The sequence below is a fragment of the Streptomyces sp. NPDC001902 genome (genome assembly GCF_042891295.1).
In the GTDB taxonomy this organism is placed as follows: domain Bacteria; phylum Actinomycetota; class Actinomycetes; order Streptomycetales; family Streptomycetaceae; genus Actinacidiphila.
Genome location: NZ_JBIATA010000011.1, coordinates 81,952 through 98,051 on the forward strand (window position 1 = coordinate 81,952; position 16,100 = coordinate 98,051).

Genomic DNA, 16,100 nt, shown 5'->3' on the forward strand with positions numbered 1-16,100 from the left:
GGGCATCCACAGGCCGGGGCCCGCCCGGCGTCCCCACCGCTCCGAGGAGTCCCATGCTCGCCGCGCTCGGTCTCGGCCCGGCCGAAGAGGAGATCTACCGTCTCCTGGTGGCCCGCGGCCGTGCCGCCGTCCACGAACTCGCGGCCGAAAGCGGCCGGGCCACCGGGGAGGTACGGGAACTGCTGACGGCCCTGACCGGGCGCGGCCTCGCCGTGCACGAGGCCGTGACGGGCACGGCGGCCAGGTTCACGGCGGCACCCCCCACGGTCGCCCTCGGCGGCGAACTGCGGCGACGGCGTGACGAGCTCGGCGCGGCGGAGCACGCGGTGCTGGCACTGGCCGAGCAGCACCGGACCTCCGCCGGGAGCGGCGTCGTCGAGGTGATCAGCGAGGTCGGCGCCGTACGGCACCGGTTCCGGCAGCTCCAGGAGTCCGCCCGGCACGAGGTACGGTCGATGATGGTGCCCGAGCTCGCCGTGGTGCGGCCGGACGACAACGCGGCCGAGAGCGCCGGGGTCCGCCGTGGGGTCCTCTACCGCACGATCGTGCAACGTGACGCCCTCAACGAGCCGGGCATGGTCACGCGGGCGCTCGCGGACCTCGCGGCGGGCCAGCGGATCGGCGTCACCGACGTCGTCCCGGTGAAATTCATGATCGCCGACCGGGACCTGGCGATGCTGCCGCTGCTCAGCGGCCGGAACACCGCCGCGGCGTCGGTGCTGGTGCACGCGGGCGGGTTGCTCGACGCGCTGGTCGCGTACTTCGAACTGGCCTGGGAACAGGCCTATCCGCTGTCGCCGCGGGCGGCGGGGGACGGCGTCGCCGAGGAGCGCCCGGACGGCATCGAGGAGTTCGACGCCCGCCTGCTCGCGCTGGTGCTCGCCGGGCTCACCGACGAGGCGGCCGCGAGCCGCCTCGGGGTCTCCCGGCGCACCGTCCAGCGCCGCATCGCCGAACTCATGACCAAGGCCGGCGTCGACAGCCGCATCCAGCTCGGCTGGCACGCCGCCCGCCGCGGCTGGGCCTGAGCGCCGGGGCACCCGGGCCGGGCGGGCGGGGACCGTCAGTCGTCCTCGGCGGACGCCGGGGTGTCGCGGTCGGGGCCCTGCGCGCGGACGCGCTGGACGTGTTCCAGGGATGCGCGCAGGTCGCCGAGCCAGGTATCGGTGTTGCCGCGGACGAGGCGGACGCACCAGGCGAGGGCCTCGCTGCGGCTGCGGGCGACGCCGCCCGCGACGAGGGTGTCGAGGACCTGGCGCTCGGGCTGGCGGAGCCGGGTCATGACGGGGACGGAGACGGTGGTGTACATGGCCCGGCGCCCGCCGCACTCCACGCCCCAGGAGACCTTGCGGCCGAAGCGGTGCTCCGCCTCGCGGGCGACGGCGACGCGGTCCTCGCGGGTGCGCTCCCGGAACTCGGCGATCCGTCCGTCGAGCGCGGCCTCGCGTTCCACCGGTGACGCGCCGGCGCCGACCGCGGGTTCGGGGATGCGGCCGACGACGGTGATCTCCTCGCGGTCGACGGCCACGTCCACGAGCGCCTCGAACAGTCCGTCGGGGAGCCGCCCGGCGAGCCAGCCGCGCAGCGCTTCCTTCTGTTCGCTGGTAATCATGTAATCAACATTACGCCTCGGATTTCCGAGCGCAAGAGCCCCCTGAAACTCGCGTCCGAGGCGTCGCGTTGTCCCCGGGCGCGACTTACAGTTGCGCGTATCGGAGCAGAACGGGGGATTCGCCACGCGGCGCCTCTGGGAGGGCATATGACCCGCATCTCGGTGAAGGTGGACGGCACGGCCTACGAGGACGAGGTGGAGCCCCGTCTCCTGCTCGTCCATTACCTGCGGGACCGGCTCGGTCTGACCGGTACCCCCGTCGGGTGCGACACCACGAACTGCGGTGCCTGCACGGTGGACCTCGACGGGAAGAGCGTGAAGAGCTGCTCGGTGCTCGCCGTCCAGGCCGACGGCGGCGAGGTGACGACGATCCAGGGGCTGGCCTCCGCCGACGGCGAGTGGCACCCGCTGCAGAGGGCGTTCCACGAGCAGCACGCCCTGCAGTGCGGGTTCTGCACGCCGGGCATGATCATGGCCGCCCGCGACCTGCTGCGGGAGAACCCCGACCCCACGCCCGAGGAGGTCCGCGAGGGCCTGGAGGGCAACCTCTGCCGGTGCACGGGCTACATGAACATCGTGCGCGCCGTGCTGGCCGCCGCCGCAGAGGAACGCCGGCACCAGGCGCCCGAGCCCGGCGCCGTGGCCGAGCACGCCCACCCCAGCACGGCCGGAAGCGGGGCACCGGTATGACCGACCAGCTCACCGGACGCGAGCCCGAGGTCGGCCGCGCCCGGGTCCGCAAGGAGGACGCCCGGCTGGTGACCGGCCGGACCAACTGGACCGACAACATCACCGTCCCGGGCCTGCTGCACATGGCGATCCTGCGCAGCCCCATGGCGCACGCCCGCATCGAGCGGATCGACGTCACACCCGCCCTGGAGCGGCCGGGGGTCGTCGCCGCGTACAGCGGCCGCGACCTGGCCGAGGGGCTCGGGTCGCTGCCGTGCGCCTGGCCCGTCACCGAGGACATCGTGCTGCCCGAGCACCCGCCCGTCGCCGTCGACGAGGTCCGCCACACCGGCGACCCGGTCGCCGTCGTCGTCGCCCGGGACCGCTACGCGGCCGCCGACGCGCTGGAGGCGATCGACGTCGACTACGAGCCGCTGCCTCCGGTCCTGGACATGGAGGCGGCGCTCGCCGAGGGCTCACCGCTGGTCCACGCCGACAAGGGCACCAACCGCTGCTACACCTGGCCGCTGGCCACCGGCGAGGACTACGCGACCGTGCGCGAGCGGGCCGACGTCGTGCTGCGCCGGCGCTTCGTCCAGCAGCGGCTCATCCCCAACGCCATGGAACCGCGGGCCGTCGTGGCGGTGCCGCCGGACACCTCGGACCAGTACACCCTGTACTCCGCGACGCAGATCCCGCACATCGTGCGCGTGATGATGGCCGTCGTCACCGGCATCCCCGAGCACCGGCTCCGCGTGGTCGCGCCGGACGTCGGCGGCGGCTTCGGCTCCAAGCTCCAGGTGTACGGCGAGGAGGCGCTCGGCCTGGCCGTCGCCCGCAAGCTGGGCCGCCCCGTGAAGTGGACGGAGTCCCGCTCGGAGGGCTACCTGGCCACCCACCACGGCCGCGACCAGATCCAGGACCTCGAACTCGCCGCGACGCGCGAGGGGAAGCTGCTCGGCCTGAAGGTCGACCTGCTCGCCGACATGGGCGCGTACCTGATGATCGTGACGCCGGGCGTCCCGCTGCTCGGGGCGTTCATGTTCCCCGGCATCTACAAGATGGACGCCTACGACTTCACCTGCACGGGCGTCTTCACCACCAAGACCCCCACCGACGCGTACCGCGGCGCGGGCCGCCCCGAGGCCACCTTCGCCATCGAGCGCATGATGGACGAACTCGCCGCCGAACTCGGCATGGACCCGGTGGAGGTCCGCCGCCGCAACTGGATCGGTCACGACGAGTTCCCGTACACCACCATCGGCGGACTGACCTACGACAGCGGCAACTACGAGTCGGCGACGGACAAGGCGCTCGCCCTCTTCGGCTACGACGACCTGCGTTCCGAGCAGCGCAAGCGGGAGGAGCGCGGCGACCGGACGCGGCTCGGCATCGGGGTGTCGACGTACACGGAGATGTGCGGGCTCGCGCCCAGCCGGATCCTGCGCGACCTGCGCTACGGCGCGGGCGGCTGGGAGGCGGCGTCGATCCGCATGCTGCCCACCGGCAAGGTGGAGGTGCTGACCGGCACCAGCCCGCACGGGCAGGGCCATGTGACGAGCTGGAGCCAGATCGCGGCGGACGTGCTCGGCGTGCCCTTCGAGGACGTCGAGGTGCTGCACGGCGACACGCGCACGGTGCCGCAGGGCATGGACACCTACGGCTCGCGCTCGCTGGTCGTCGGCGGCGTGGCCGTGCACCGCGCCGCGCGGAAGGTGGTGGACAAGGCCCGCAAGGTCGCCGCGCACCTGCTGGAGGCGAGCGAGGACGACCTGGACTTCACGAACGGCGTCTTCTCGGTGAAGGGCTCGCCGGAGGCGCGCAGGACCATCCAGGAGGTGGCGTTCGCGACGTTCACCTCGCACGACCTGCCCGACGGGCTGGAACCGACGATCAACGCCGAGCACGTGGAGGACCCGGAGGCCTTCTCCTACCCGCACGGCACGCACCTGTGCGCGGTGGAGGTCGACACCGAGACCGGCCGGGTCCGGATCCGCAGTTACGTGTGCGTGGACGACGTCGGAAAGGTCGTCAACCCGATGATCGTGGAGGGCCAGGTGCACGGCGGTCTCGCCCAGGGCATCGCCCAGGCCCTGTTCGAGGAGGCCGTGTACGACGCGGAGGGCAACCTGGTCTCGGGCACCATGGCCGACTACCTGGTGCCCTGCGCGGCCGACCTGCCCGACTTCCTCACCGACCGCACCGAGACGCCGGCGACCACCAACCCGCTGGGCGTCAAGGGCGTCGGCGAGGCCGGGACGATCGCCTCGACCCCCGCGGTGGTCAACGCCGTGGTCGACGCCCTGCGGCCGCTGGGCGTCACGGACGTGCCGATGCCGTGCACACCGGAACGGGTCTGGCGGGCCCTGCGGGACGCGCGGTCCGCCCGGCCGGAGGAGGGCGGCTCATGATTCCCGCGTCGTTCGACTACGCCAGGCCCCGCTCCGTGGAGGAGGCGGTGGGGCAGCTCGCGCTCGCCGGGGAGGAGGCGAAGGTGCTGGCGGGCGGTCAGAGCCTGCTGCCGATCCTGCGGATGCGGCTCGCCTTCCCCGAACTCCTCGTGGACGTCGGCCGGATCCCCGGCCTGCGCGGGGTGCGGGCCGACGGGGACACCCTCGTCATCGGCGCCCTGACCTCGCACCACGACGTCGTGCACGACCCGCTGGTGCGGCGGCACGCCGGGCTGCTGGCCGCCGCCACGGCCACGGTGGCCGATCCGGCCGTGCGTCACCGCGGCACGATCGGCGGCGCCCTCGCCCATGCCGACCCCGCGGGGGACGTGCCCGCGGCCGTCCTCGCCCTGGACGCCGAGCTGGTCGTCCAGGGTCCTGACGGGCGGCGGACCGTCCCGGCGCGGGAGTTCTTCACCGACTACCTGCAGACGGTGCTGCGGCCCGACGAACTGCTGGTGGAGGTACGGGTGCCCAAGACGGACGCCTGGGGCTTCCACTACGAGAAGTTCCAGCTCAGCGCGCAGGCCTGGGCGGTGGTGGGGGTGGCGGCGCTGGTGCGGCGGGACGACGGCCGCATCGTCGAGTCCCGTGTCGGGCTGTCGAACATGGGGCCCACCCCGGTGCGCGCCACCGCCTGCGAGGCGGCCCTCGCCGGTGCCGACGCCGTACCGGAGGCGGTGGCCTCGGCCGCCGACAGCGCGGCGGAGGGCACCCGTCCGGCGTCCGACCTGTCGGCGTCCGCGGACTACCGGGAGCACCTGGTGAGGGTGCTGACCCGCAGGGCCGTCCTCGCCGCGGCGGACCTGACATGAGGAGCGGACGCAGCGCATGACCTGGCCGGCGCACGGGAATCCGCCGGGGTGGACCGCCGCGGCGGGGTCCTCCTGCGGGCCGCTTCCCGCGACGACGGCACGCGCCGGGGCGGTGGGCCCCCACGGCCCCGGCGCCCCAGGCCCCGGCGCCCCAGGCCCCTTCGCCGCCGCGACGCCCGCCGCCGCGCCCCGCGATGCCCGCCCTCCCTTCGCCGCCACCGCCGGGCTCCCCGCGCACACGACCGGCCCGCTCCCGGGGATCGCGGGCCCCGAGCAGATGCGGGCCCGGCTGGAGGAGACCGGCTACCTGGTCGACGACGGCCTCGCCGTCGCCTGCTACCTGGCGCTGACGCTGCACCGCCCGATCTTCTGCGAGGGTGACGCGGGCGTCGGCAAGACCGCACTGGCGCACGCGCTCGCCGAGGCGCTCGGCGCGCCGCTGATCCGGCTGCAGTGCTACGAGGGCATCGACGCGTCGCAGGCGCTGTACGACTGGGACTTCCCCCGGCAGTTGCTGCACCTGCGGGCGGCCGAGGCCGCGGGCGTCAGCGATCCGGAAACCCTGGAGGGCGAGCTCTACAGCCGGCGGTTCCTGCTGGCGCGGCCGCTGCTGCGGGCCCTGGAGACCAGCCCCTCGGTGCTGCTCGTCGACGAGATCGACCGCGCGGACGACGAGTTCGAGGCCTTCCTGCTGGAACTGCTGTCGGAGTACTCCGTCACCGTCCCCGAACTGGGCACCCTGCGCGCGCAGTCGCCGCCCGTGGTGGTGCTCACGTCCAACCGCACGCGCGAGGTGCACGACGCCCTCAAGCGGCGCTGCCTCTACCACTGGTTCGACCACCCCGGCTTCGAGCGGGAGCTGGCGATCGTACGGCGCAGGCAGCCGCACGTGGCGGCCCGGCTCGCGGCGCAGGTGACGGCCGTGGTGCAGCGCCTGCGGGAGCAGGACCTGGTGCGGCCGCCCGGGGTGGCGGAGACCATCGACTGGGCGGAGGCACTGGCCGCGCTGGGGGCGACGGAACTCGACGCGGACCTGGCGATGACCACCCTCGGCTCGGTGCTGAAGTACCGCGAGGACGCGGAGCGGGCGCGTTCGCTCGACCTGTCGGAGATCCTCGCCGCGCGGGCGGGCGGGTCGCGGTGAGCACCATGCGCACGGTCACGGCGGACGGCACGGCGGGGGTGGTGGGATTCGCCCGCGCCCTGCGGGCCGCCGGGGTGCCGGCCGGCCCGGACCGGGTGGCGGCGTTCCTGGCCGCGCTCGGCCGGCTCGACCCGTCGCGGCGCCGCGACGTGTACTGGGCGGGACGGCTGACGCTCTGCGGCGGCCCGGACGACCTGGAGCGCTACGACCGGGTCTTCGCGGCCTTCTTCGACGGCGGGCGGCCGCCGCACCGCCGGGTGCGGCCGGCGGTCCGCCCGGTGCGCCCGCCGGCGGTGCCGCGTGCCGTGCCCGGGGAGCGCAGCACCGGTGAGGAGGCGGGTGACGGGCCCGCCGCGACCGCGCTCGCCAGCGCGACGGAGGTGCTGCGGCACCGTGACGTCGCCGCCATGACCGCACCGGAGCGGGCCCAACTGCACCGGCTGCTGGCGGTGTTCGCCCTGGACGGCGAACCGCGCCGTACCCCGCGGCGCCGTCCGGCGCGCCGCGGGGACGTGGATCCGCGGCGTACCGTACGGGAGTTGCTGCGCCGGGGCGGCGAGCCTGCCGCGCTCCCGCGGCGGGCCCCGGCCCGCAAGCCGCGCCGGGTGGTGCTGCTGCTGGACGTCAGCGGGTCGATGGCCCCGTACGCGGACGCGCTGCTGCGGTTCGCGCACGCCGCCGCGCACGGTTCGCGCGGCCGCACGCCCACCGAGGTCTTCACCCTCGGCACCCGGCTCACCCGGGTCACCCGCGAGATGGCGCGCCGGGACCCGGACGCCGCGATGGCCGCGGTCGGGGCGGCGGTGCCCGACTGGAGCGGCGGGACCCGGCTCGGGGAGACGCTGCGGGCGTTCCTGGACCGCTGGGGGGCACGGGGGACGGCGCGCGGCGCGGTCGTCGTGCTGCTGTCGGACGGCTGGGAGCGCGGCGACCCCGACCTGCTGGCCGCGCAGATGCGGCGGCTGGCACGGCTGGCGCACCGCGTGGTGTGGGCCAACCCGCGCAAAGCCAGGCCCGGGTACGCGCCGCTGGCGGCGGGGATGGCGGCGGCGCTGCCGAGCGTCGACGCCTTCGTGGAGGGGCACAGTCTGGGCGCGCTGGAACGTCTGGCCGCCGTGGTGAGAGGAGCCGACGGTGCGTGAGATCCTTCCGGCGCTGAACGACTGGTACGCCTCGGGAACCCCCTTCGGGCTGGCCACGGTCGTGGCGGTGAGCCGCAGCGCGCCGCGCGGACCGGGCGCGGCCATGGCGGTGGGACCGGACGACGAGGTCGTCGGCAGCGTCTCCGGGGGCTGCGTGGAGGGCGCGGTCTTCGAACTGGCCAAGGAGGTCGTCGAGTCGGGCGAGGCCCGGCTGCACACCTTCGGCTACAGCGACGCCGACGCCTTCGAGGTCGGCCTGACCTGCGGCGGTGAGATCACCCTGCTGGTCCGTCCGGTGTCCCCGGCCACGGACCCGGGCTTCGGCGAGGTGGCGGCCTCCGTCGCCGCGCACCGCCCCGTGGTCACCGCGACGGTGCTGGACGGTCCCGCGCCGCGCGGCGCCACGCTCACGGTGTGGCCGGACCGGGTCGCGGGCACCCTCGGAGCGGAGGGCCTGGACGCGGCGGTCACCGACGACGCCCGCGGTGAGCTGGCCCAGGGCGCGACCGGGCAGCGCCACTACGGGCGGCACGGCGAACGGCGCGAGGACGACGTGACGGTGTTCCTGCAGTCCTTCGCCCCGCCGCCGCGGATGCTGGTGTTCGGCGCGATCGACTTCGCGGCGGCGGTGGCGCGGATCGGGCTGTTCCTGGGCTACCGGGTGACCGTCTGCGACGCCCGTCCGGTGTTCGCGACCCCCAAGCGCTTCCCCGAGGGCGTGGAGGTCGTCGTGGACTGGCCGCACCGCTACCTGGGCGGCACGGAGACCGACGACCGCACGGTGGTGTGCGTCCTCACCCACGACCCCAAGTTCGACGTGCCGCTGCTGGAGGTCGCGCTGCGCCGCCCGGCCGCGTACATCGGCGTCATGGGCAGCCGGCGGACGCACGACGACCGGCTCAAGCGGCTGCGCGACACGACGCTGGCTCCGGCCGAACTGACCCGGCTGCGCTCGCCGATCGGGCTGGACCTGGGCGCGCGCACCCCCGAGGAGGTCGCCGTGTCGATCGCCGCCGAGATCATCGCGCTGCGCTGGGGCGGCAGCGGCACCCCGCTGTCGGGCACGGCCGGCGCGATCCACCCTCCGGTGCTCAGGCCGGTGTGACGAGGAGGAGATCATGGAACTGCACCACGAGTTCGAGGTCCCCGTCCCGGTGGCGGACGCCTGGCGGGCGCTGCTGGACATCGAGCGCGTCGCGCCGTGCATGCCGGGCGCGACGGTGGAGGAGTACGACGGCGAGACCGTGAGGGGCTCGGTGAAGGTCAAGGTGGGCCCGGTGACGGTGACCTACCGCGGCACGGCGGTCTTCGAGGAGCGGGACGGGACCGCGCACCGCGTCGTGCTGGCCGCCCGTGGCAAGGAGGTCCGCGGCCAGGGCACTGCGCGGGCGACGGTGACCGGCACCCTGGCGGAGAAGGACGGCACGACGGTCGTCTCGGTGACGACCGACCTCGCCGTGACCGGCCGGCCCGCGCAGTTCGGGCGCGGCGTGATGGCGGAGGTCGGCGACCGCATCATCGGCCAGTTCGCCGACTGCCTCGCCGGCCGGCTGGCCGCCCCGCAGCCCCCTGCCGGGGGCGAGGACGCCGCCGAGGACGCGCCCGCCGCACCGGCGAACCACGAGGACGAACCCATCGACCTCCTCCGCATCGCCGGCGCCCCGGTCGCCAAACGCGCCGCGGCAGCCGGTCTGCTGGCCGCGGCCGTCGGTGCGCTCGTCGTCTTCCTGCTGCGCCGCCGCCGCTGACGCGGAGGCGGATGCGGGCGAGGCGCCCGGCCGACGCCTAGCCGGTGCCGTTGGGCAGCAGGGCGTTGGCCGTGGTGCGGGCGGGCTCAGAAGTTGATCATGTGGCCGGCGAGGCCGTGGACCGCTTCCTGGACGGCCTCGCTGAGGGTGGGGTGGCCGTGGACGTTGCGGGCCAGTTCGGCCGCCGTGAGGTCCCACTTCTGGGCGAGCGTCAGCTCGGGCAGCAGCTCGGTGACCTCGGGGCCGATCAGGTGGCCGCCGAGGAGTTCGCCGTACTTGGCGTCGCTGATGAGCTTCACGAAGCCGCTCGCGTCGCCGAGGCCGTGCGCCTTGCCGTTGGCGGTGAAGGGGAACTTGGCCACGCGGACGTCGAGGCCGCGCTCACGGACCTGCGCCTCCGTCCACCCGAAGCTGGCGATCTGCGGCTGGCAGAAGGTGACGCGCGGGATCATCACGTAGTCCAGGGACATGGTCTCGGCCTCCGCGATGGTCTCGGCGGCGACCACGCCCATGGCCTCGGCGGCGTGCGCGAGCATCAGCTTCGCCGTGACGTCGCCGATGGCGTAGATGTGCGGGACGCTGGTGCGGCAGAACTCGTCGATGTCGATGGCACCGCGCTCGGTGAGCCGGACCCCGGTCTGCTCCAGGCCGTAGCCGGAGATGCGCGGCTGGAAACCGATCGCCTGGAGCACCTTGTCCGCCTCGAGGGTCTGCCGCTGGCCGCCGGTGGTCACCATGACCTTCACCGGGCCGCCCCCGTCGTTGATCGCCTCCACCCGGGTCGAGGTGAGCACGTCGATGCCCAGCTTGCGGTACTGGCGGGCGAGTTCGGCCGACACCTCCTCGTCCTCCAACGGCACGATCCGGTCGAGGAACTCCACGAGGGTCACCTTCACCCCGTAGTTGTGCAGGACGTACGCGAACTCCACGCCGATCGCGCCGGCGCCCGCGATGAGGATGCTCCGCGGGAGCGTGTCCGTCATGATCTGCTCCTCGTACGTCACGACCCGCTCGCTGAGCGAGGTGCCGGGGAGCAGTCTGGTGGTCGCGCCGGTGGCGATGATGCAGTGGTCGAAGGTGACGGTCTCGCTGCCGCCGGAGCCCAGCGCGACGTGGAGGGTGTGGTCGTCGGTGAAGGTGCCGTGGCCCTCGAACTTCGTGATGTCGTTCTTCTTCATCAGGAAGTGGACGCCCTTGACCCGGCCGTCCGCGACCTTGCGGCTGCGCGCGAAGGCCTCGCGGTAGTCGAAGCTGACCTCGCCGTTCACCCGGATGCCGAAGGTCCTGGCCTCCTTGGTGAAGATGTGCGCCAGTTCGGCGTTGCGCAGCAGGGCCTTGGAGGGGATGCACCCCACGTTGAGGCACACCCCGCCCCAGTAGCGCTCCTCGACGATCGCCGTGCGCAGGCCCAGCTGGGCGGCCCGGATGGCGGCGACGTACCCCCCGGGACCCGCGCCCAGGACGACGACGTCAACGTGTGTGCTCATGCGGCGACCCCTGTGTGGACCACGGTGCGGAAGCTCGAGCGGGCCGGACGGTCCCGTCGCCCACGATCACGCGCCGGAGGCGGCCGCGCAACACGGGGGTGGCGTCCGCCGCGTCACGTCGGCCGCCCGGCGTACGTCCGGGTCCTGGGCGGATCAGTTGTTCGCGACGAACTGGCGGGCGAGCGCCTCGCCGACGGAGACCGCCGTGGCGTGGCTCTCGATCGGCGCGACGGAGGAGTTCTTGAAGAGGATGTACGTCACGCCGGACTCCGCCCCGCCGGTCTCCGGGTCGGGGTCGATCCCGAGGGCCTGCGCGGTGGCGTAGGAGGCCTCGCCGATGATCGCGGTGGGGCCGGTGTCGCCGACGACGGCGTACTCGACCTGGCCGTCGTGCACGACGGCCACCACGCCGCCGCCCTTGATGCCGGCGCCGCGGTAGTCCCAGGTGCCGCTGGGGCTGGGGACGACGACGTAGGGGAGCGTCTCGGCGTTGAGCGGGCGGCCGTCCGACTGGTGGAAGGCCGTGTCGTCCTGGAACCAGGGGTCGGTGTCCCAGTTGCAGCGGGCGGTGACCTGGCCGTCGCAGTCGATGTCCATGTCGGCCTTCCAGAACACGGCGCCGTTGGCACCGCAGACCGGGACGGTGGCGGAGGTCTCCTCGTCGGTGCGGTACCTGCCGCTGGAGATCTGCATACAACCGTTGACCTTGGCCAGTAACTGGGCGGCCGTGACCGAGCCCTCCTGGGGACTGCGGGGGGACGACCCGGCGGCACCGGCCGCGCCGGCGGCGGGGGTGAGGAGGGCGGCCAGCAGGGTGGCTCCGGCCCCGGCGGTGGCCAGTGCGAGGCGCTTGCGCACGAGGGACTCCTTCCGTTAGGAAACTTTCCTAATCCACAGCTTGGCATCTTGTCGGGGCCATGCCAAGAGGACGAAGGTCCCGCCGGCGAAGGACCCGAGGATGACCGAAAGACCGAGGGCACGCCGCCGCGCGCCGCCTACGGTGGGGGGCTGATCCGCATGCCCGGCATGCACGCAGCCGGCCCCAGGAGGTACCACCGTGGCACTGACGACCCGCGCGACCCGAGCCCTCGGAGCAGTCGCGGCGGTGACGCTCGCCGGAGCCACGCTCGCCGCCTGCGGCACGGAGCACATGATGCAGACCACCGGCAGCGCCGCCTCGGCGCCCTCCGTCCGTGCCGCCTCGCCCTCCGCGCCCTCCGCGCCCTCGTCGGCCCCCGCTGCGACGCCGTCCACGGCACCCGGCGCCCCGTCCGGCACGCCGGACACGGCCCGCACCCCGGCGGGCACCGCGCACCACGACGCCCCGCACCACGAGACCGCGCACCACGACGCCGCCGCCCCGGGGACCGCCCGGCCGCAGGCCCCCGCGCACGGCGCGGACCCGCAGCGCGGCGGCACTGGGGCCCACGGCAGGGCGGTCCAGGCCCCCGCCCATGGCACGTCCGTGACCGCGCGCTCGATCCAGCACGGCGTGGAGGCCCCGGGCAGGTCGGTGGCCCTCACCTTCGACGACGGCCCGGACCCGGTGTGGACCCCCAAGGTCCTGGAGGTGCTCGCCCGGCACCACGCCAAGGCCACCTTCTGCGAGATAGGCCCCAACGCCAGGGCCCACCCCGACCTGGTGCGGCGGATCGCCGCCGCGGGACACCGGCTGTGCGACCACTCCGTCCACCACGACGAGGCGCAGAGCCGCAAGTCGCAGGAGTACAACCGCCACGAGATACTCGACGCCCAGAGCGAGATATCCCGCGCCGCCGGCTCCGGCGACACCGCGCTGTGGTACTACCGGGCCCCCGGCGGCGACTTCTCCCCCGCGATCCGCGCCATCGCCGCCGACCACGGACTGCGCCCGCTCGGCTGGACCGTCGACTCCGACGACTGGCGCCGCCCCGGCGCGGAGGCCATCCTCGCGACCGTGAACTCCGAACTGAAGCCTGGCGCCATCGTGCTCATGCACGACGGCGGCGGCGACCGCAGCCAGACCGTGCAGGCGCTGGAGACCCTGCTCGACCGGCTCGACGCCGCCGGCTACACCTACACCTTCCCCCAGCGCTAGATCCACGGCCCGGGCCCGGCCCCGCCGGGGCGCGCCCGCGTGCGGAGCTGGTCGAGGATGGGGGAAACGGAGGACACGACCCGCGTTCTTCTCACACCCCGTGACGATTCCCTGCACACGGGCTGCGCCGGGGCCCCGGAGGCGGTGTAATGACCACGTGGTCAGCGACGGCGCGAAAGGACGCAGAGTTCGGGCGCTGTCCGCCGAGCTCGCGCTCAAAACGCTCCGATCCGACCTTGGCCAGTCCGCCCGCCTGCGATCCGTCATCGAACAGGCGCTGGTCTTCACCGGTGCGACCCACGTCGCCGTGTACGCGCCCTCGGAGACCGGCGGGGAGTTGTGCCTGGTCGCCTCGGCCGGGGTGCCGCGCGCCCTGCACGGGCTGCGCCAGAGCTACGCGACGGACGGCGGTTCCCCCATGGCCGTCTCCGTGCGCCAGGACCGCGTGGTGTCCGCGGGGCCCGCGGAGGTCGCCCGGCTGACGGGGAACGGGACCCCGGAGCCGCTGGAGGTCTCGCTGACCGCCCTGCCGCTGCGGGCGGACCATGTGAGCGTCGGCTGCCTGGTGGCGGTCACGGACCAGCCCGGCGGCTTCGACACGGAGGACCGGCAGCGCCTCGAACTGTTCGCCACCGCGATCGGCCACCCCGGCCCCACGCCCGGCGACGCCTGCGGCGACGCCGACCCGATGGCCGGGGCGGAGTCCCGGGGCACCGGGTTCACCCTCGACATGGACACCGGCTGGATCAACGTGGGCGACGACGTGCTCGCCCTGTTCGGCCTGGAGCCCTCGGGGTTCGACGGCCGGGTGGAGACCCTGCTCGCGCTGACCCTCCCCGAGGACCTGCCCGCGCTGATGTCGGTGGTGGAGGCCGGGCACATGGCCACCGGCGACCGCGAGCTGGAGTTCCGCATCCGCCGGCCCTCCGGGGAGCTGCGCTGGCTACGGCTGCGCGGGCGGGTGCTCTTCGCCCCGGACGGCCGCCCCGTACGGCTGCTGGGCACGGTCGGGGACGCCTCACGGATGCGCGCCGGGGTCAACGACGTGGGCCGGGTGCAGCAGCTCGCCGCCGACCTGGCCAACGCCGCGACCGTACGGGACGTCAGCGCGGTGGTGGTGGCGGCGCTGCGCCGCCCGCTGAACGCCGACCGGGTCGCGCTCGCCGAACTGGAGAACGACCGGCTGGTGGTCACCGTCCTCGACCCTGCGGACCCCTCCGCGTGGCCCGAGGTGTGGCGCACCGAATGGCGTTCGGAATGGCCGGACGCACCGACCCGGGCCATGCCCACGCTGGCGACCGCGCTGCGCGAGGGCCGGGTCGCCTTCTGGCCGGCCGGGGCACCGCTGGAGTCCACGCTGGCCGGGGTGGGCCCCGGCGGACTCGCGGTGCTGCCGCTCCCCGCGGCCGGACGGGTCGTCGGCTGCTGCCTCATCGGCTGGGACGAGCCCCACGAGTTCGGCGCGGACGAACGCGCCGTGCTGACCGCCGCGGCCGGGCTGGTCGGCCAGGCACTGGTCCGCGTACGGGCCTTCGACGCCGAGCACGAACTGGTCGGCACCCTCCAGCGCACCCTGCTGCCGCGCCGGCTCCCGGTGCTTCCGGGCGGGGTCGCGGTCGCCCGGTACCTGCCGACGACCGGCGGGCTGGAGGTCGGCGGCGACTGGTACGACGTCATACCCCTGCACGACCACCACGTCGCCCTCGTCATCGGCGACGTCCAGGGGCACAACGCCGGGGCCGCCACGCTCATGGGCCAGATGCGCACCGCGATCCGCGCCTACGCCGTGGAGGGCCACTCCCCCGACGTCGTGGTGTCGCACGCCAACCGCCTGCTCATGGGCATGGAGACCGACCTCTTCGCGACCTGCTGCTACGTCAGCATCGACATGGAGGAGGGCAGTGCCTGGTGCGTGCGCGCCGGTCACCTGCCCCCGGTGCTACGGCTCCCGGACGGCACCACCCTCACCGTGGAGGGCGACGGCGGGCCCCCGCTGGGCGTCGTCGACGACGCGGACTTCCCGCTGATCCCGCTGCGGCTGCAGATCGGCACCGTCCTCGCCCTGACCACCGACGGCCTGGTCGAGTCCGCCGAGCTCCCGATGGACGACGGCATCGCGCGGATGTCGCGCGAGCTGTCCGAGGCCGACCCCTCCCACCTGGGCCGCATGGCGGACGCCCTGCTGAGCAACGCCACCCGCAGCGACGACATCGCACTGCTGCTGATGCGTTACGACGGCATGGCCGTCAAGCCCGTGCGCGAGAGCTGGACGGTGTGGCGGCTCCCCGACGCCGCCTCGCACGCCCGCCGGTTCACCGCCCGTACCCTGCGTGCGTGGGGGCTCGGCGAGGCGGCCGACACGGTGCTGCTGGTCGTCTCCGAGCTGGTCACCAACGCCCTGGTGCACACCGAGGGCCAGGTCCGCCTGGACATCACGCTCACCGGCGACCGGCTGCGGATCGCCGTGGGCGACGGCTCGCCGCGGACGCCGGTCAAGCCGGCGATCATCAACTGGCACGACACCGGCGGCCGCGGCATCCTCCTCGTCGAGGCGATGTCGGCGGCCTGGGGCACGATGCCGCTCAGCGGCGGCAAGCAGGTGTGGTGCGAGATCCCCGTCCACCCCCCGCACGTCGACCCGGGCAGCGGCAGCTGACGCGACCGGCCGGGGGTGCACGCGGGGGACCCGTTGCACGGGCGGCAGTTGCGCCCGGCGCCTGACGCGGCCGGGGGCGACGGCATGCGTCCCCGCCACGAGGCGCCGCCGGCCGGATCGCGTGGACCCTCGCGCACGGGACGCTGGTGACGCGCAGTCGCCGCCTGCGCGAGCAGCCTCCGCTGCGGGCCCAAGGACTCGAAGCCACACCTGGCGTGCCCCTTCACCCGGACCCCTCAGACCGTCCACGTGGGCCGCCCTCGGGCGCCGGACGCTGGTCACGCGCAGTCGCCGCCTGCG

Annotated in this window: 13 protein-coding genes; 10 read left to right on the forward strand and 3 right to left on the reverse strand. The window is 74.4% G+C overall.

The window, feature by feature from the left end; translation table 11 throughout:
- Nucleotides 1-53: 53 nt before the first annotated feature.
- The gene (locus tag ACFYYN_RS19670) at nucleotides 54-1,028 is read left to right on the forward strand and encodes a helix-turn-helix domain-containing protein (protein ID WP_500546833.1); all 975 of its coding nucleotides are present in this window, start codon (nucleotides 54-56) and stop codon (nucleotides 1,026-1,028) included.
- A 35-nt stretch (nucleotides 1,029-1,063) separates the two neighbouring features.
- On the opposite strand, the gene abmR is transcribed toward ACFYYN_RS19670, so the two are convergent.
- Nucleotides 1,064-1,612 carry an ATP-binding transcription factor AbmR gene (abmR, locus tag ACFYYN_RS19675; protein ID WP_500323791.1) on the reverse strand — a complete coding sequence of 183 codons (549 nt, stop codon included), beginning with the start codon at nucleotides 1,610-1,612 and terminating at the stop codon, nucleotides 1,064-1,066.
- Nucleotides 1,613-1,759: 147 nt separating this feature from the next.
- Between abmR and ACFYYN_RS19680 the strand changes: the two genes are divergently transcribed.
- From ACFYYN_RS19680 to ACFYYN_RS19710, 7 genes are all read left to right on the forward strand, one after another.
- Entirely contained in the window at nucleotides 1,760-2,302 is a 543-nt protein-coding gene (locus ACFYYN_RS19680) for a (2Fe-2S)-binding protein (RefSeq protein ID WP_500546834.1), read from the forward strand.
- Complete coding sequence (locus ACFYYN_RS19685; RefSeq protein ID WP_500546835.1) at nucleotides 2,299-4,692, forward strand: xanthine dehydrogenase family protein molybdopterin-binding subunit; 2,394 nt, start codon at nucleotides 2,299-2,301, stop codon at nucleotides 4,690-4,692. Before ACFYYN_RS19680 ends, ACFYYN_RS19685 begins: the two co-directional genes overlap by 4 nt.
- Nucleotides 4,689-5,546, forward strand: a complete 858-nt coding sequence (locus ACFYYN_RS19690; RefSeq protein WP_500323788.1) for an FAD binding domain-containing protein — start codon at nucleotides 4,689-4,691, stop codon at nucleotides 5,544-5,546. The genes ACFYYN_RS19685 and ACFYYN_RS19690 overlap by 4 nt, the downstream gene beginning before the upstream one ends.
- 277 nt (nucleotides 5,547-5,823) lie before the next feature.
- Entirely contained in the window at nucleotides 5,824-6,690 is an 867-nt protein-coding gene (locus tag ACFYYN_RS19695; protein ID WP_500360193.1) for an AAA family ATPase, read from the forward strand.
- Between the two features lie 5 nt (nucleotides 6,691-6,695).
- The gene (locus tag ACFYYN_RS19700; protein ID WP_500546836.1) at nucleotides 6,696-7,832 is read left to right on the forward strand and encodes a vWA domain-containing protein; all 1,137 of its coding nucleotides are present in this window, start codon (nucleotides 6,696-6,698) and stop codon (nucleotides 7,830-7,832) included.
- Nucleotides 7,825-8,937, forward strand: coding sequence for an XdhC family protein (locus ACFYYN_RS19705; protein ID WP_500323785.1), 1,113 nt, complete (start codon nucleotides 7,825-7,827; stop codon nucleotides 8,935-8,937). The genes ACFYYN_RS19700 and ACFYYN_RS19705 overlap by 8 nt, the downstream gene beginning before the upstream one ends.
- 13 nt (nucleotides 8,938-8,950) lie before the next feature.
- Nucleotides 8,951-9,580 (forward strand): SRPBCC family protein, encoded by a 630-nt coding sequence (locus ACFYYN_RS19710; protein ID WP_500546837.1) that lies wholly within the window; start codon nucleotides 8,951-8,953, stop codon nucleotides 9,578-9,580.
- A gap of 86 nt (nucleotides 9,581-9,666) precedes the next feature.
- On the opposite strand, the gene lpdA is transcribed toward ACFYYN_RS19710, so the two are convergent.
- Nucleotides 9,667-11,067, reverse strand: a complete 1,401-nt coding sequence (lpdA, locus tag ACFYYN_RS19715; RefSeq protein ID WP_500546838.1) for a dihydrolipoyl dehydrogenase — start codon at nucleotides 11,065-11,067, stop codon at nucleotides 9,667-9,669.
- Nucleotides 11,068-11,220: 153 nt separating this feature from the next.
- On the reverse strand, nucleotides 11,221-11,925 hold the full coding sequence (locus tag ACFYYN_RS19720; RefSeq protein ID WP_500546839.1) for a glycoside hydrolase family 75 protein: 705 nt from the start codon (nucleotides 11,923-11,925) through the stop codon (nucleotides 11,221-11,223).
- Between the two features lie 199 nt (nucleotides 11,926-12,124).
- Between ACFYYN_RS19720 and ACFYYN_RS19725 the strand changes: the two genes are divergently transcribed.
- Both ACFYYN_RS19725 and ACFYYN_RS19730 read left to right on the forward strand, forming a co-directional pair.
- Nucleotides 12,125-13,144 (forward strand): polysaccharide deacetylase family protein, encoded by a 1,020-nt coding sequence (locus tag ACFYYN_RS19725; RefSeq protein ID WP_500546840.1) that lies wholly within the window; start codon nucleotides 12,125-12,127, stop codon nucleotides 13,142-13,144.
- Between the two features lie 157 nt (nucleotides 13,145-13,301).
- On the forward strand, nucleotides 13,302-15,800 hold the full coding sequence (locus ACFYYN_RS19730) for a SpoIIE family protein phosphatase (RefSeq protein ID WP_500546841.1): 2,499 nt from the start codon (nucleotides 13,302-13,304) through the stop codon (nucleotides 15,798-15,800).
- The last annotated feature ends 300 nt before the right edge of the window (nucleotides 15,801-16,100 follow it).

Coding starts and splice junctions, on each gene's coding strand:
- ACFYYN_RS19700 (WP_500546836.1), top strand. CDS start 6,696: ATGCGCACGGTCACGGCGGACGGCACGGCGGGGGTGGTGGGATTCGCC.
- ACFYYN_RS19710 (WP_500546837.1), top strand. CDS start 8,951: ATGGAACTGCACCACGAGTTCGAGGTCCCCGTCCCGGTGGCGGACGCC.
- ACFYYN_RS19695 (WP_500360193.1), top strand. CDS start 5,824: ATGCGGGCCCGGCTGGAGGAGACCGGCTACCTGGTCGACGACGGCCTC.
- ACFYYN_RS19685 (WP_500546835.1), top strand. CDS start 2,299: ATGACCGACCAGCTCACCGGACGCGAGCCCGAGGTCGGCCGCGCCCGG.
- lpdA (WP_500546838.1), bottom strand. CDS start 11,067: ATGAGCACACACGTTGACGTCGTCGTCCTGGGCGCGGGTCCCGGGGGG.
- abmR (WP_500323791.1), bottom strand. CDS start 1,612: ATGATTACCAGCGAACAGAAGGAAGCGCTGCGCGGCTGGCTCGCCGGG.
- ACFYYN_RS19680 (WP_500546834.1), top strand. CDS start 1,760: ATGACCCGCATCTCGGTGAAGGTGGACGGCACGGCCTACGAGGACGAG.
- ACFYYN_RS19690 (WP_500323788.1), top strand. CDS start 4,689: ATGATTCCCGCGTCGTTCGACTACGCCAGGCCCCGCTCCGTGGAGGAG.
- ACFYYN_RS19670 (WP_500546833.1), top strand. CDS start 54: ATGCTCGCCGCGCTCGGTCTCGGCCCGGCCGAAGAGGAGATCTACCGT.